15 protein-coding genes are annotated in these 16234 nt (G+C 36.4%); 14 read left to right on the plus strand and 1 reads right to left on the minus strand.

Annotated features, from left to right (window positions below):
• The first annotated feature begins 1175 nt into the window (after positions 1-1175).
• From mraZ to ftsZ, 14 genes are all read left to right on the plus strand, one after another.
• Positions 1176-1607, plus strand: a complete 432-nt coding sequence (mraZ, locus tag FG384_RS18620; protein WP_142644190.1) for a division/cell wall cluster transcriptional repressor MraZ — start codon at positions 1176-1178, stop codon at positions 1605-1607.
• A gap of 66 nt (positions 1608-1673) precedes the next feature.
• Positions 1674-2624, plus strand: a complete 951-nt coding sequence (gene rsmH, locus FG384_RS18625) for a 16S rRNA (cytosine(1402)-N(4))-methyltransferase RsmH (RefSeq protein ID WP_142644191.1) — start codon at positions 1674-1676, stop codon at positions 2622-2624.
• The gene (gene ftsL / locus FG384_RS18630) at positions 2625-2993 is read left to right on the plus strand and encodes a cell division protein FtsL (RefSeq protein WP_142644192.1); all 369 of its coding nucleotides are present in this window, start codon (positions 2625-2627) and stop codon (positions 2991-2993) included. It abuts the gene before it with no gap.
• A 35-nt stretch (positions 2994-3028) separates the two neighbouring features.
• Positions 3029-5197 carry a penicillin-binding protein gene (locus tag FG384_RS18635; RefSeq protein WP_142644193.1) on the plus strand — a complete coding sequence of 723 codons (2169 nt, stop codon included), beginning with the start codon at positions 3029-3031 and terminating at the stop codon, positions 5195-5197.
• Between the two features lie 65 nt (positions 5198-5262).
• Positions 5263-7161: a penicillin-binding transpeptidase domain-containing protein gene (locus FG384_RS18640; RefSeq protein WP_142644194.1), complete on the plus strand. Its 1899-nt coding sequence runs from the start codon at positions 5263-5265 to the stop codon at positions 7159-7161.
• Between the two features lie 51 nt (positions 7162-7212).
• Positions 7213-8184, plus strand: a complete 972-nt coding sequence (mraY, locus tag FG384_RS18645; protein WP_142644195.1) for a phospho-N-acetylmuramoyl-pentapeptide-transferase — start codon at positions 7213-7215, stop codon at positions 8182-8184.
• Between the two features lies 1 nt (position 8185).
• Positions 8186-9541 carry a UDP-N-acetylmuramoyl-L-alanine--D-glutamate ligase gene (murD, locus tag FG384_RS18650; RefSeq protein WP_142644196.1) on the plus strand — a complete coding sequence of 452 codons (1356 nt, stop codon included), beginning with the start codon at positions 8186-8188 and terminating at the stop codon, positions 9539-9541.
• A gap of 43 nt (positions 9542-9584) precedes the next feature.
• On the plus strand, positions 9585-10652 hold the full coding sequence (locus tag FG384_RS18655; RefSeq protein WP_338101362.1) for an FtsW/RodA/SpoVE family cell cycle protein: 1068 nt from the start codon (positions 9585-9587) through the stop codon (positions 10650-10652).
• A 1-nt stretch (position 10653) separates the two neighbouring features.
• A complete protein-coding gene (locus FG384_RS18660) occupies positions 10654-11451 on the plus strand; it encodes a cell division protein FtsQ/DivIB (protein ID WP_142644197.1) in 798 nt (265 codons plus the stop codon).
• Positions 11429-12151: a DUF881 domain-containing protein gene (locus FG384_RS18665; RefSeq protein ID WP_142644198.1), complete on the plus strand. Its 723-nt coding sequence runs from the start codon at positions 11429-11431 to the stop codon at positions 12149-12151. The genes FG384_RS18660 and FG384_RS18665 overlap by 23 nt, the downstream gene beginning before the upstream one ends.
• A gap of 22 nt (positions 12152-12173) precedes the next feature.
• Positions 12174-12896 carry a DUF881 domain-containing protein gene (locus tag FG384_RS18670; RefSeq protein WP_142644199.1) on the plus strand — a complete coding sequence of 241 codons (723 nt, stop codon included), beginning with the start codon at positions 12174-12176 and terminating at the stop codon, positions 12894-12896.
• Position 12897: 1 nt separating this feature from the next.
• Entirely contained in the window at positions 12898-13248 is a 351-nt protein-coding gene (locus FG384_RS18675) for a small basic family protein (RefSeq protein WP_142644200.1), read from the plus strand.
• Between the two features lie 113 nt (positions 13249-13361).
• On the plus strand, positions 13362-14648 hold the full coding sequence (gene ftsA / locus FG384_RS18680) for a cell division protein FtsA (RefSeq protein ID WP_142644201.1): 1287 nt from the start codon (positions 13362-13364) through the stop codon (positions 14646-14648).
• Between the two features lie 42 nt (positions 14649-14690).
• Positions 14691-15839 carry a cell division protein FtsZ gene (ftsZ, locus tag FG384_RS18685; RefSeq protein ID WP_142644202.1) on the plus strand — a complete coding sequence of 383 codons (1149 nt, stop codon included), beginning with the start codon at positions 14691-14693 and terminating at the stop codon, positions 15837-15839.
• A 207-nt stretch (positions 15840-16046) separates the two neighbouring features.
• On the opposite strand, the gene FG384_RS20065 is transcribed toward ftsZ, so the two are convergent.
• The coding region (locus FG384_RS20065; protein WP_205961832.1) for a hypothetical protein at positions 16047-16234 on the minus strand (188 nt) is incomplete at its 5' end.

Here is a 16234-nt window from a genome sequence, read left to right on the forward strand (position 1 = left end):
GGTCTGTTTTAATAACGGATTCAAGATCCCAAAAAGACTTCGACCTATTCTTCACTTTTACTATATAAAAAATAGTAGTACGAACCAATGCCTTGGTCTGCACTACTAATCTTAGTATGTTTTATTTGAAATGGAATAAAGATTGAAGGCAGTCGATTTCAACTGTGGGCGAACGCTTTCCGCGAGCGTGACTTGAGACTCTTCAGTCGCTGAAAGGGAGCCGTTTCAACGATTTTCTTATTTATTGGAATATTAAAGTTTATTTTATATAAAATCGACTGAATACTAATTGAGGAAGTAAGAAGTCACTCGCTTTCCTTTCCTCGGAGGAATCGCCAAGCCTCCTCCTTGCTACTAACTATTCTTTAAAATAATTACTTATTCATTTCTAGAAAATCGTTGAAAAAGGCGACACTCCTACGGGAATAGCGTTAGTCGAAGACCCCGCAGCGAAGCGAGGAAGGGCACTGAAAAAGTGTTATTCTAATAAATTTTCTATCAAATAGTCCTAGGAGAATTTATCGCTTTGGCATTCGCTTTCCGCGGGCGAGCGACGAGCCTCCTCCTTCGCTCTGCTTCGTGCGGGGTCTCGTCTGTCTCGCTTTCCCGCAGGAGTCTCATGCGGCGCGCTAAATTCTCTTAAGTAAATACAGCAAATTGTTCCTACAAAAATACTAATTCGAGTTTTTCAGTGCCCTCGTAGCGAGGAGGCTGAGGCAACGCCCGCGGAAAGGGAGCTTTCAACGATTTTCTTATTTATTGGAATATTGATTAACCACATCTGGCGACGTCGAATAATAAGGATTCTTTCAGTGTCCTTAATCGCAGTATAGGAGCAGAATTGCTTTTAAAAGATGTTGCTCTTGCGCAAGATCGTTGCAGAAGAATGTGTCTGTCGGTAATTTACTTTGTTACTTCTACTATTTTCGATTGATCTGGTCAGGTTTACTGCTTAGAATCCGTCGTTATCTTGACAGAGCTATCGAAACAAATTCACTTTTGTTCATAGGTAAAATATATTGTATTTTCTCTGTTTGAATTAAAGTTTATTTATTTCTTTTGTCTCAACAAGTACTATTTACACATTTTGAAAAATAAAAGTATAATTTTTCAAAAATGAGTGGAGGAAAGTGGGGGGATGTGGTATGTTATTGTCATAAAGTGGGGTGAGTACCATGTTCATGGGAGAATATCAACACAACGTTGACTCGAAAGGCAGGTTAATCATACCTTCTAAATTTCGAGAGCATTTGGAAGATTGTTTTGTTTTAACACGCGGTCTTGATAATTGCTTATTTGGTTATCCTATGAATGAATGGCGAAAGCTCGAAGAAAAATTAAAAGAACTTCCAGTTACAAAAAAAGATGCTCGAGCATTTACTCGTTTTTTCTTTTCCGGTGCAACAGAAGTTGAGATCGACAAACAAGGGCGTATTAATATTCCGAGCAATCTTCGTAGTTACGCAAAGATGGACAAGGAATGTATCGTACTCGGCGTCTCTAATCGTCTAGAAATATGGGCGAAGGATGCTTGGGAAAATTACTTCGAAGAATCTGAGGATTCTTTCAATGATATTGCAGAAAATATGATTGGCTTTGATATATAAGTTACGCAGAAAAGCACGGTCTTCGGAGCTGAACAAAGTGAATTTGATTAAGAGGAGGAAAAAGGCTTGTTTCATCACACAACAGTATTATTAAAGGAAACGGTAGATGGACTTGCCGTTCGTCCAGATGGAATTTATGTGGACTGTACACTTGGAGGTGCAGGACATAGTGAATATTTAGTCCGACAATTAGGTGAAAGTGGTAGGTTAATTTGTTTTGATCAAGACATGACTGCTATTGAAAATGCCAAAAATAGACTTGCTCCATATTTAGATAAAGTTACGTTTGTTCATGCAAACTTTCGATTTCTAAAAGAAGAACTCGCTAATATAGGTATTGAAAAAGTGGATGGAATTTTATATGACCTTGGAGTTTCTTCTCCACAACTGGATACTCCAGAACGTGGTTTTAGTTACAATTACGATGCTCCTTTAGATATGAGAATGGATCAATCGAGTGAGTTAACAGCTTTTCACGTTGTAAACGATTGGCCGTATGAAAAGCTTGTTAAGATATTTTTCCGATACGGAGAAGAAAAATTTTCGAAGCAAATTGCTCGAAAAATCGAACAAGCTAGGGAAGTATCTCCAATTGAAACAACTTTCCAACTAGTAGACTTAATAAAAGCTGGAATACCTGCTGCAGCAAGGCGAACGGGTGGGCATCCTGCGAAAAGAATTTTTCAAGCGATTCGAATTGCTGTAAATGATGAATTAGGAGCAGCAGAAGAGTCTATAGAAGATGCTATTAGAGTGATTAGTGTTGGTGGAAGAATAAGCGTCATTACATTTCATTCTTTAGAAGACAGATTAACCAAAACAATTTTTAAAGAAGCATCTTCTTTACCAGAATTACCTCCAAACTTACCAATTATTCCGGCGGGTATGGAGCCTTTGTTAAAACTCGTTACAAGAAAACCAATTTTACCTTCGGAAGAAGAACTCGAAGAAAATAATCGATCTAGGTCAGCTAAGCTAAGAATTGTGGAAAAAATTAATGAAAAGGGAAGTGTTTAAATGGCATTACGTAAGCATCAGTCTCAAACGTACATAACTCGGCCTTCTTCTCCTGAACAACCACATATTAAGAAGCCGGCAAAACAAATAAAGAAAATATTAACTAAAGGTGAAAGAATCCTTTTCATCGGGGTACTGTCTATTGTGACTATCCTTGCTTTAATGGTTATTCAATCCCAAACTGCTGTTCGTGCAACAACAACGGATATTTCTCGTATAGAAACGCAAATCGACCAAACTTCAAAAGAAAATACAGACTTGTCCATACAAGTAAGCGAATTATCTACCTATGAGCGTATTTGGAAAAAGGCGGAAGAGCTCGGATTGAAATTAAATGAGCAAAACGTAAAGGTAGTACCAGGACAATGAATAAGAAATTTCGTTTTCAATGGGGAGCCTTTCTAATGTTTTTACTATATGGAGGGCTCTTTTTTATATTGTTAAGTCGATTTCTTTTTATTCAAGTAACAGGAACAGCAGAAGGGCAAGAACTATCAACAAAAGCAGAGTCAAAGTATAGTAGAGAACAATTTTTGCAAGCTAGTAGAGGGAAAATTATCGATCGTAATGGAGATATAATAGTAGAAGATACACTTAGCTATAAGATGATTGCTGTTATTAGTCCAGAAGCAACCAATAATAGTAAAACTCCAAGACACGTAATAGATCCGGAGAAAACAGCACAAGTATTATCGGAATATATTGATATGACAGAGGAAGAAATAATAGATTTACTAAACAAAAGTATCAAAGCAGAAAAATATCAAGTGGAATTCGGCAAAGCGGGTAGAGATATTAGCCATAAAGTTATGAATGAAATAAAAAGTCATAAATTACCTGGCGTTATTTTTATTCAAGATATGAAAAGGCTCTATCCAAATGGTCAATTTGCATCACATCTAATTGGCTTTGCATTAAAAGAAGAACAAGAAGATGGTGAGACAATTCCTGTTGGGAAAATGGGTCTTGAGTATATTTACGATAAAGAGTTAACAGGGTCACCGGGTAAAGTAGAATTTAAAAGTGATACAAAAGGTTTTTTATTGCCAAACGCTGAAAAAATGGTGACCGAACCTCAAGACGGTGACAATATTTATTTGACGATCGATACAACAATCCAAAACTTTTTGGAAGATGCTATGAATAAAGCACAAGAGAAGTATAACCCTGAAAGAATGACAGCTATTGTAGCAAACCCAAAAACCGGCGAAATTCTTGCAATGTCTCAAAGACCGACATTTGAACCAAATACGAGAAACGGTTTATCTACGAATTGGTTAAACGAAGCAACTGAGCAAACAATTGAACCAGGTTCTACGATGAAAATCTTCACTTTAGCATCAGCTATTGAAGAAGGAGTATGGGATCCAAATGCTACATTTAAATCAGGATCTTATAAGGTTCATGATAGAACAATCCGTGATCATAATGTTTATGGTTGGGGAGAGATAAGTTATTTGGAAGGTTTCCAACGTTCCTCCAACGTTTCGATGGCGTATTTACTAAATCGAATTGGAGATGAAACATTTATTGAGTATATTCACCGATTTGGTTTTGGAGAAAAAACTGGAATTGACTTACCAAATGAAGCAAGTGGAACAGTAAGTGACCAGTATCCTATTAATAGAGTAACTACAACTTACGGGCAAGGCACGACCGTTACGCCTATTCAATTAGTCCAAGCAATGACTTCTATTGCCAATAAAGGCAAAATGATGCAGCCGTACGTAATTGATAAAATAGTAAATCCAAATACGGGAGAAGTAGTTCTTGATCATAAGCCAACAGAAAAAGAATCGCCTATTTCTGCCAAAACCGCTGATCAAGTAAAAGAAATTTTAGCTAGTACCGTTACTTCTGAGCATGGTACAGGTAAACGTTTTAAGTTAAATGAATATACTACAGCTGGTAAGACTGGAACAGCGCAAATAGCTAAACCAGGCGGAGGTTACTATTGGGGGCGTAAATTGTTTTTATATTCTTTTTTAGGAATGGCACCTGTGGAAGATCCGCAATTGATTGTATATGTAGCAGTTCATAAACCTGATTTAGAAGATACCGAAGTAGGGTCAGCACCCGTTTCAGATATTTTTAATTCTGTTACAGAAAACAGCTTAAAGTATTTAAATATTCAACCTGAAAATTTGGAAGTATCTGCTCCCATTAAAATGCCAAATACAGTAGGGAAGAACGTCATTGAAAGTCAACGTAGTCTTGAAGCACAAGGATTGAAAACAGTTGTTGTTGGACAGTCAGAAAATGTTTTGGAACAATTTCCAACTGCAGGAACTTCTATTCTATCAAGTGGTACTGTGTTTCTTAAGGGCGAGGGTGAGATACAACTTCCAAACTTTTCTGGTTGGTCTAAACGAAATTTACTCATTTACAAGTCCATATCCAATATACCAATTGAAATTATCGGCGAAGGTTTTGTAACAAGTCAAAGTCTTACTGCTGGTTCAGTTGTTTCAGATAATACCCCTGTCGTTGTTCGATTATCAACACCTGAGGAAACACAAACAACGATTCCTCCAGAGGAAGGGGAAAATATGGAAATGCCACCTCAAGACTAAAATGATAGAATAGTTAGTGGCATTTACTCATAAGTTATCTAAAACGAATAAAAGGGGAAAATGTAATTTCAAAGGTAAAAGAAATATTGCGTCTCCGAGTTATTTGGGTGATTACGATTTTACTATTTTTGTCGGTCGTTTTGAAATTAGTACAGCTTCAATTCTTTCAATTCGACGAACTAACGACAAAGGCAAAAGAAAGCTGGGATAGGGAACTACCATATGCTTCGCTCCGAGGAAATATTTTAGATAGAAACGGGGAAGTAATTGTTGGCAACAAACTTGCGCCAACCCTATTTTATATGCCCTCTCAAAATGATGAACCAGAGAAAGTAGCAGAACAAATTGCACCACTAATTAATATGGAAAAAAATGCGTTATTGGAACAAATAGATAAAAATAATTATTTGATAAAGATAGCGCCGAAAGGCAAGAATATTTCTTCAGAACTTGCGATGGAAATACAAGACAAGAATATTAAGGGCTTGTACGCGGGTATTGATTATATACGAGACTACCCGCACGGAAATATGCTTTCCAGATTGATAGGTTTTACTGGATATGATGCCCAAGGTCTTGCTGGAATTGAATATCAATATGATTCCATATTAAAGGGAAAGTCTTCTGCAATACGTATGTTCACAGATGCTAAAGGTGTACCTTTACCACATGTAGATGATGGATGGAAAAATGGTGTTACTGGTAATCATGTCCAATTAACAATTGATATGAAAATTCAGCAAGTTGTGGAAAGAGAACTTTCACAAGCGATGCAAAAGTACGATGCAACTCAAGCAATTGGTATAGCAATGAATCCTAACACTGGAGAAATACTTGCACTTGCTTCTTCACCAAATTTTGACCCCGCTTCTTATCAAGAAGTGGATTCTACTATTTATAATCGTAATTTACCAGTTTGGATGACATTTGAACCCGGATCCACATTTAAAATAATAACTTTAAGTGCTGCTCTAGAGGAGAAGGTAGTGGATCTAGAAAAAGATCATTTTCATGATATTGGATATTCAATGGTAGAAGGAGCAAAACTTCGATGCTGGAAAAGAGAAGGCCATGGGAACCAGTCCTTCTTAGAAGTTGTGGAAAATTCATGTAATCCAGGATTTATTGAGCTTGGAAGAAGAGTTGGTCCGGATAAACTATCGGATTACATACGTAAATTTGGTTTTGGTCAGTCGACAGGATCTGGAATGGCTGGAGAATCAACGGGTATCCTATTTAGTAAAGATTCGTATGGACCTGTAGAGCATGCAACAACGTCGTTTGGTCAAGGAATTTCCGTAACACCTATACAGCAAGTGCAAGCTGTTGCTGCTGCTATAAATGGTGGTTATTTATATAAACCATTCATCGTAAAAAATATTTTAGATGGTGATTCAAACGACGTTCTATCGAGTACTGAACCTGAGATGAAACATAAGGTTATAAGCGAAGAAACATCAGCATTGGTTCGAGATGCACTCGAACATGTAGTAGCTGAAGGATCCGGTAGAAATGCTTATAGAGATCAGTTACGAATCGGTGGTAAAACAGGAACTGCACAAAAAGTGCAAAACGGTAGATATATGGATGGGGAGTATATTGTATCCTTTATTGGTTTTGCTCCAGCAGATAACCCAGAGATAATCGTTTATGTTGCAATTGATAATCCAAAACATGCTTCCCAATTTGGAGGGGTCATCGCAGCACCGATAGTAGGGCAAATCATCGAGGATTCGCTGGAAGTTACTGGTGGTGGTAAACAAATTGAAAAAGAATATCGATGGGGGGATATCCCGCAAGTACGTGTTCCAAACTTAGTAGGGGTGAAGAAAAAAGAGATAACGGAATATATGTATCCGTTCTCTATAATTTGGCATGGTGATGGGGAAGAAATACTTACTCAATTACCCCGAGAAAATAGTTTAATACCAATAGACGGAAAAATTCATGTCTATACAAAATAATTAACTACAGTACATTCATTGTTAGTTGATCGCATTTAAGGAGATTTTTTCATGACATTATCTACAACGATTATTACAATTAGTTTTAGTTTTCTTTTATCTGTTATTTTAGCGCCAATTGTTATCCCTTATTTAAGAAGGATGAAATTTGGTCAAAGTATTAGAGAAGAAGGCCCTGAATCGCATCAAAAAAAAGCCGGCACACCAACAATGGGTGGAATAATTTTTTTAATATCTATTATAGTATCGACGTTAGTCATTTCTTTTTACTTCGATAAGTTGACGACACAAACAATTGTTTTGCTAATCATATTAGTTGGTTTTGGTTTAATCGGATTTCTAGACGACTTTATTAAAGTAGTCTTAAAAAGAAATCTTGGCTTAACTTCTATACAAAAATTAATAGGTCAAATTATTGTTTCGGTTATCGCTTATTTCTTATTGAAGCTTGGACCATTTGATACAACAGTTGGAATTCCATTTACAGAATTAGACATTCCTCTAGGTCAATTATATGTTGCGTTTCTAATTTTTTGGCTAGTAGGCTTTTCAAACGCGGTAAATCTTTCAGATGGACTAGATGGATTAGTATCCGGAACTGCATCTGTTTCATTTGCAACGTTTGGAGTGCTTGCTCTTGCTTATGAACAAACGGATATTGCTATCTTTGCTTTTAGTGTATCTGGGGCATTACTAGGGTTTCTTTTGTTTAATAAAAACCCAGCGAAAGTGTTTATGGGGGATACTGGCTCTCTTGCATTAGGTGGAGCACTTGCGATGGTTTCTATTCTTGTAAAACAAGAGCTTTTGCTACTCTTGGTAGGAATTATTTTCGTAATAGAAACATTATCAGTAATTTTACAAGTAATTAGCTTTAAGACAACTGGAAAACGTATTTTCAAAATGAGTCCTATCCACCATCATTTTGAACTTTCGGGATGGACTGAAACAAAAATTGTTACAGTATTTTGGGCTATAGGTTTTATAGCTGCTATGATTGTTGTTATCCTGGAGGTTTTATAAAATGAAGCAATTGCCGTTAGTCTATCATAAAAAAATCCTTGTATTAGGACTTGCAAAAAGTGGTACAGCTGCTGCGGAGATTTTGCATGATTTAGGTGCATTTGTAACTGTAAATGACTCCAAGCCATTTGAACAAAACGAAAATGCACAATATTTACTATCTAAAGGACTAACCGTCATATGTGGTAGTCATCCTGAGGATCTTTTAGATGAGGGATTCAGTCTTATAGTAAAGAACCCTGGTATTCCTTATACTAATCCAGTCATTGCAGAAGCAAAAAAAAGAGGCATTCCTGTTTGGACAGAGGTAGAGTTAGCTTACCGTATAAGTGATGCGCCGATGATTGGTATTACAGGTTCTAATGGAAAAACCACGACGACTACGTTAATCTTTGATATGTTAGAAGCTGGAAATAAACTTCCGTTAATTGCAGGCAATATAGGGACTGTGGCAAGTGCTGTTGCGGAAAAAGCTACCGAAGAAAATATTATTGTAACAGAACTCTCATCTTTTCAGCTAATGGGTACAGAGGAGCTTAAACCCAAAATAGCGGTATTAACAAATTTATATGAAGCTCATTTAGATTATCATACTGATTTTAAAGAATATACCGATGCAAAATTCAATATTTCCAGATGGCAAGATGCGTCAGATTGGTTTATCTATAATGGGGAACAAGAGATTGTGACCGCTTATGCCGATAAAAGTGAAGCAAAGAAAGTTCCATTCTATGTTAGTAGAAAAACAAAGGAAGGGATAAGTGCAGATAATTCCTTTGTATATTGGAACGGTGAAAAATTGTTTGAACGTTCTATCATAGCACTTCGTGGGAAACATAATTTAGAAAATGTACTGGCGGCAACTGCTACGGCACTTTTAATGGATTGTTCTTTAGAGAGTATTACGAAAGTACTTTCTACTTTCCACGGTGTAAAACATCGTACTCAGTTTGTTCGTGAGTGGAAAAACAGGAAGTTTTATAACGATTCTAAAGCTACCAATGCATTAGCTACGAAAAGCGCTTTAGAAGGCTTTTCAGAGCCAGTTATATTAATCGCTGGCGGAGTAGATAGAGGTCATTCTTTTGATGAATTAATCCCATATTTGAGTAATGTAAAGGCGTTAATTCACTATGGTGAAACAGCAGAACGCCTACAGAGTTTTGGAGTACAGCAAGGAATTCCTTCTGTCGTTAGAGTGTCTAGCTTAGTCGATGCGATTGAAGAAGGTGTAAAGCTATCAAAAGAAGGAGATACGATTCTACTTTCTCCAGCATGTGCGAGCTGGGATCAATACGAAAGCTTTGAGGTTCGTGGAGATGAGTTTATTGAACAAGTATTTGCATTAAAAGATTAACGAAGGGATGAAGTAATCGAAAGATAAAAGAACGATCCTATTTATATCGTCTGTCCTGTTTTTATCTATTATTGGAATACTATTTGTTCACTCTGCCGGTTCTTATTGGAGTGAAGTGCATTATAAAGGCCAAGTGCCATTTGCTTTCAAACAGGCAAGTTATTTAGTAGTAGGAATATTAGGAGCCTTATTTATACGAAATAAAAGTTTCGTAAGGCTCCCGAAGTTCTGGTTCATCATATACGGACTATCCATTCTATTTTTAATAGGTGTATTAATACCCGGAATAGGTGTTGTACGTAATGGATCTCAAAGCTGGATTTCGTTAGGTTTTATGAATTTCCAGCCAGCAGAGCTTGCCAAAATTGCTGTTTTAGGTATGGTTTCTTTTTCATTGGCAAATGAAAAAAAATCAAAGAAGGTAATGTATTTTCAAAGTGCGTTAATATTATTATTACCTATCAGTTTTATCATGCTACAACCTGATTTTGGCTCAGCTTTTGTTTTAGTCGTAGCGACCTTTTTTTTACTTTTTGCTGCGGGTTTACCATTAAAGTTTTTTGTCACTATTGGAATGACTGGAATTGTAGCATTTGTAGTATTAATCGCTTCTGCTCCCTACCGTTTAGTTCGAATTCAAGCATTTCTTGATCCATGGAAAGATCCATTAGGATCAGGATTTCAAGCTATTCAATCTTTACTCGCTGTTGGACCAGCTGGTTTGTTTGGATTTGGTTACGGAAACAGTAGACAAAAGTTTTTATACTTGCCAGAACCACAAAATGATTTCATTTTTTCTATTCTATTAGAAGAAACTGGTTTTATAGGTGGGTTAATCATTATTACAGCATTTGTCATTTTCTTTACTACTGGGTTCTCTTTAGCTTCCAAGGCGAAAACAAGAGCTGCACAATTTACAATTATCGGTTTTACTTCATTGCTTGCAGTACAAACGTTTTTAAATATGGGGGTAGTAACGGGATTGCTTCCAGTAACCGGAGTTACTTTACCGTTTATAAGCTATGGTGGTTCTTCATTAGTTACGACTTGGGGAATTATTGGTATCATATTAAATCTTGCAAATGAATCTTCAAAAGAAGGGAGGCGGTAGAATGGAAAAAGTAATAGATATCGAAGATCGAATACCCACTCTAAAAGAACGTAGGCGAAGAAGAACAAATAAAAAGTTTTCCATTCTACTTTTTCTCTTTGTCACAACATTATTAATAGTTCTCTATTTTCAGTCTTCGTATAGCCAGATTCAAACAATTTCTGTTAGTGGCGCATCTCTTGTTCCAAAAGAACAATACATAGAGCAAAGTTCTTTAAAACTAGGTGATTCCATGTGGAGTTTCAAAGAGCAAAAGATTACAAAGCTAATAGAACAAAATGATTGGGTAAAATCTGTTAATGTCAAACGTAACTGGTTAACAGAAGTAGATATTCGAGTAGAAGAGTATAAAAAAATTGGTTATGTGGAAAACGGTGATCGTCTTCATATTATTTTAGAAAATGGGAAGAATATTGAAACGGATGGACAAGTTCTTCCTGAAGATGGACCAATTTTAGCTGGATTTGACGACGAAAAAATTAGAATACGACTTATTAAAGAGTTGGAAGAATTAGATTCAGAAGTGTTACAGACGATTTCGCAAATTAACTATACACCAACCGACAAAGATGTATATTCTATTCAAGTATTTATGAATGATGGAAACGAAGTTCAAGCGATAATACCTTCGTTTTCTGAAAAGATGAATTATTACCCATCAATCGTGTCACAGCTTGAACCAGATGTGAAAGGAATTATCGACTTAGAAGTAGGAACGTTTTTTCAACCATATAAAGAAGTATATAGTCAAGAGATAGAAGAGGAGGCGGTGGAGGTTGAAGAAGAACAAGCTCCTTAGAATTCCTTCTCGGGGACTCATTTTAATCTCTTTAGTAAGTTTAGTGTTAGGGTTTATTCTTGCCTACTCGTATAGTATTTCTTCTGCTAAAAGAGATCAAATCAGTACAAATACGGTTTATTTTAATGAGCAAGAAAAATACAAAGAAGATTTAATAGAACAAAAAGAAAGAAATAAGGAACTGACAGAAGAAATAAATGCAAAGCAACAAGAAATTAGAGATTTTGAACATTCATTTGCAAATAGTGAAGAAAGTGTAGAGGAATTAGTAAAAGAGGCTGAAATGCTACGATTACTAATCGGAGACATTCCATCTCAAGGAAAGGGAATTGCTGTTTCCTTGCAAGACGGAGCCTATAATCCATCGCAAGAAAATCCGAATGAATATATTGTTCATGAAAGTCATGTTTTTAAAGTAATAAACGAGTTGAAAATCTCTGGAGCAGAAGCCATCTCCATAAATGGGCAAAGGTTACATTCAAATTCTTTTATACGTTGTACAGGCCCAGTGATTACAGTAGACGGAAAAACATTTCCTGCTCCATTCGTTATTGAAGCAGTTGGAGATCCAGCTGTATTATTAGCTTCCGTCAATCTTGGTGGAGGAGTAGTGGACCAATTAGCAAGTGACAATATTGTAGTAACTGTCGAGGAGAAAGGGAAAATAACGATGCCTGCTTTACGAGACGACAAAAACTAAACAAGGTGAAGGAGGCCGAATAATGAAAAAAACCGTCTATATTCGGTTTACATTTATTTTGTTGATTGTTGGATTTATGCTTGCGGTACAATACAATACAGTAAAAAATCCAGAGACCCGTGATACTAGAGATGTTTGGGCAATTCGTCAAGAGCTTGCAAAAGAAACAGAATTACATTCGGAATTACTATCTGAAGTTCGTGTGTTAGAGCAAACGATAGGTAAATATGAGAATATGATGTACGAGAGTCCAAAAATTGCTTTGAATGAAACAGTTGGCCAATTAAAAAAAGAAATTGGGTTAGTAGAGTTCAATGGTCCTGGTCTAACAATTAAAGTAGAGCCTTCACTTGAAAGTATTGTAGTGGGACAAGCGATTGATGGTATTTCTCCAGAACTACTTGTTCGTTTAATAAACGAAATCAATCGTTTTAAAGCGAGAGCGGTTGAAGTAGATGGTAAAAGAATAATATACTCTTCTGCAATAAGAGATGTAAATGGTAAAACTACCGTAAATAATTTAGCAGTAAAGACTGCTCCATTTACGATAAAAGTTGGAACCTCAACGTTTGAAGATGCCAAAAAAATGTATAATCAATTAGAGGCTTCTGCTATCGGAGATGACTTTTATATCGATAATTTAAAGTTAGTTATAGGAGAACCTGAAAACAACGTTAAAATAGCTGCGTATGACCAGTCGATTAGTAAACAGTTTCTACTAGAAATTCCAGGGGGAGAATCATAACATGTGGCTGCCATTATTAGGACTTATACTTGGGATTTCACTTGGACTATTAACGGACATTCAAATTCCAGATGTTTATGAAAGTTATTTGTCTATAGCAGTATTAGCTGCACTTGATACTTTATTTGGAGGAATAAGAGCTCAATTACAGCAAGTTTATGACGATAAAGTATTTGTATCAGGTTTTTTCTTTAATATAGCGTTAGCAGCAGCATTAGCATTTTTAGGGGTGCATCTTGGAGTTGACTTATATTTGGCTGCCATATTTGCATTTGGAGTTCGTTTATTCCAAAATATAGCCGTTATTCGTCGGATTATATTGACTAAATGGTCGGAAAGAAAAAAAGAATAGGTAATATTGTGTACACACAATGAATAATTAACTATTTCTTTAGAAAATTTTAGACTTTATCTGTTTTTTACAATAGAATAATAAATAAAGAGTTTTATAGGAGGTGCCACGGGTTGAATCAGTCAGAATTATACGTATCATTGGACATTGGGTCGTCTTCCATAAAAGTACTAATTGGAGAAATGAGTGACGACTCGCTGCATGTTATAGGAGTAGGAAATGTAAAATCAAGTGGAATACGTAAAGGGTCCATTGTAGATATAGATGCAACAGTTCAGTCTATTAAAAAGGCTGTAGGTGAAGCAGAAAGAATGATTGGGATGTCCATACAAGAAATTGTACTTGGTGTCCCAGCGAATCTAGCAAACATACAAAATGTAAAAGGTGTAGTAGCTGTTAATCGTGAAGATCGAGAAATTACAGATACTGATTTAGATAGAGTAATCGAATCTGCTCAAGTAATGTCAATCCCTCCTGAACGAGAGCTTATTAATATTGCACCTAAGCAATTCATCGTAGATCATCTAGATGAAATAAAAGATCCTCGTGGAATGATTGGAACACGTCTAGAAATGGACGGAATTATGATGACGACATCAAAGACTATTTTACATAATGTGTTAAGATGTGTGGAGCGAGCTGGTCTGCAAATAAGAGAAATATATTTACAATCTTTAGCCGGTGGCTACTTTGCTCTTACAGAAGATGAAAAAAATCATGGCACTGCTTATATAGATATTGGTGGAGGATCTACTTCCATTGCCATTTTTAGTGAAGGGCACTTAATAAACACTTCTGTCATCCCTGTAGGTGGAGACCATATAACAAAGGATTTATCGATTGTCTTGAAAACACCTACTGAGCAAGCAGAAATGATTAAACTAAAATATGGACATGCATTTTATGATGACGCATCGGATGATGAACTTTTCGAAGTACCAGTTATTGGTGCAGATATGAAAGAGCAATATTCACAACGCTATATTGCAGATATTATTGGAGTCCGATTAGAAGAGTTATTTGAACTTGTGTTAGAGGAATTCTACCGAATGGGTCTACAAGATTTACCAGGTGGAGTTGTAATTACAGGTGGAGTTGCTAAACTAGAAGGTCTAGGGCAGCTTGCAAGACATATTTTACAAACAAGAGTCCGATTATATACACCAGATTATATTGGTGTTCGTGAACCCCAATATACAACGGCAGTTGGTCTTATAAGATATGCCTATAAAGAAGATCTTTTCTATGGTAAAATTGGAAATAGCCATGCATTATCTCAAATGGCACTTAGTGAAGCAGTTTCAAGTCCTAAAAAACAAACTGCTCAAGTATCTACAAATGAAAACAAAGAAAGTGCAATTTCAAAAGCTAAAAAGTTTTTTGACAAATTTTTCGAATAACAAAACCTTTATCATAGTTGAAAGAATATAGGAGGCAATAGCATGCTAGAATTTGAGACAAACGATGATCAATTAGCCATCATTAAAGTTATTGGTGTAGGTGGCGGTGGAAATAACGCTGTAAATCGAATGATTGAACATGGAGTACAAGGTGTTGATTTTATCGCTGTAAATACAGACGCTCAAGCATTAAAAATGTCAAAAGCAGAGGTGAAATTACAAATTGGTGGAAAACTTACTCGTGGTCTTGGAGCAGGTGCCAATCCAGAAGTGGGTAAAAAAGCAGCAGAAGAAAGTAAAGAGCAAATAGAAGAGGCATTAAGAGGCGCAGATATGGTATTTGTTACAGCTGGAATGGGCGGCGGTACTGGTACAGGTGCTGCTCCTGTAATTGCTCAAATTGCACGCGAAATAGGTGCATTAACAGTAGGTGTTGTTACACGTCCGTTTACATTTGAAGGACGTAAACGTTCAACGCAAGCTGTTGGTGGAATTAACATGATGAAAGAATCTGTTGATACACTTATCGTTATTCCAAACGATCGTCTTCTTGAAATTGTTGATAAAAATACACCAATGCTAGAAGCATTTAGAGAAGCAGATAATGTTTTACGACAAGGCGTTCAAGGTATTTCAGAATTAATCGCTGTTCCTGGACTAATAAACTTGGACTTCGCAGATGTTAAAACAATCATGGCAAATAAAGGTGCAGCTTCTATGGGTATTGGTATTTCAAGTGGTGAAAATCGTGCTTCAGAGGCTGCTAAAAAAGCAATTTCCAGTCCTTTGCTTGAAACGTCCATTGACGGTGCAACAGGGGTACTAATGAATATTACTGGTGGATCGAATTTAAGCTTATTCGAAGTTCAAGAAGCTGCAGATATCGTTGCATCCGCTTCAGATGAAGAGGTAAACATGATTTTCGGTTCAGTTATTAATGAGCAATTAAAAGATGAAATTGTTGTAACAGTAATTGCAACTGGATTTAATGAAGAATTACTTCATCAAAAGCAACCAAGAAGTACAGGTTTTGGTTCAGCTAGAGCTCAACAAGCAGCAACTACTACACCAATTCGTGAGCAACGTAAAGAAGAGCAACCAAAACAACAAGAACGTCAAGTAACTAGCCATCAACAAGAGGATGCTTTGGACATTCCAACGTTCTTAAGAAATCGTCAAAGAAGAAATTAAGATTATGCATAAAGCAATCACCCAATTTGGTGGATGCTTCAGACTGTAGACAAACTCAACAAAACGAGTTGTCTACAGTCTTTTTTCTTTTAAAATATTATTAAGATTATTTAAGTTTGGAAAAAGCCACTCGCTTTCCCCGGACGAATCGCCTAGCCTCCACTTCGCCCCGCCGAGGGCACTGAAAAGTCCTTATATTCTACTTTGCTAGATGGGGTTGTCCAATAATCTCAATAGGTAAGAAAATCGTTGAAACGGCTCCCTTTCCGGAGGGCACTGAAAAACCTTAGCTTTTAATTTTTTTATATACTCGCCATCAAAAAAGACAATTTTTCGTTCGATTTTGAACGAAAAATTGCCTTTTTCTCCTGTTTTTTTTACTTTTCTTCCTTCAA

The organism is Psychrobacillus vulpis, from assembly GCF_006861825.1.
Taxonomy (GTDB): Bacteria; Bacillota; Bacilli; order Bacillales_A; family Planococcaceae; genus Psychrobacillus; species Psychrobacillus vulpis.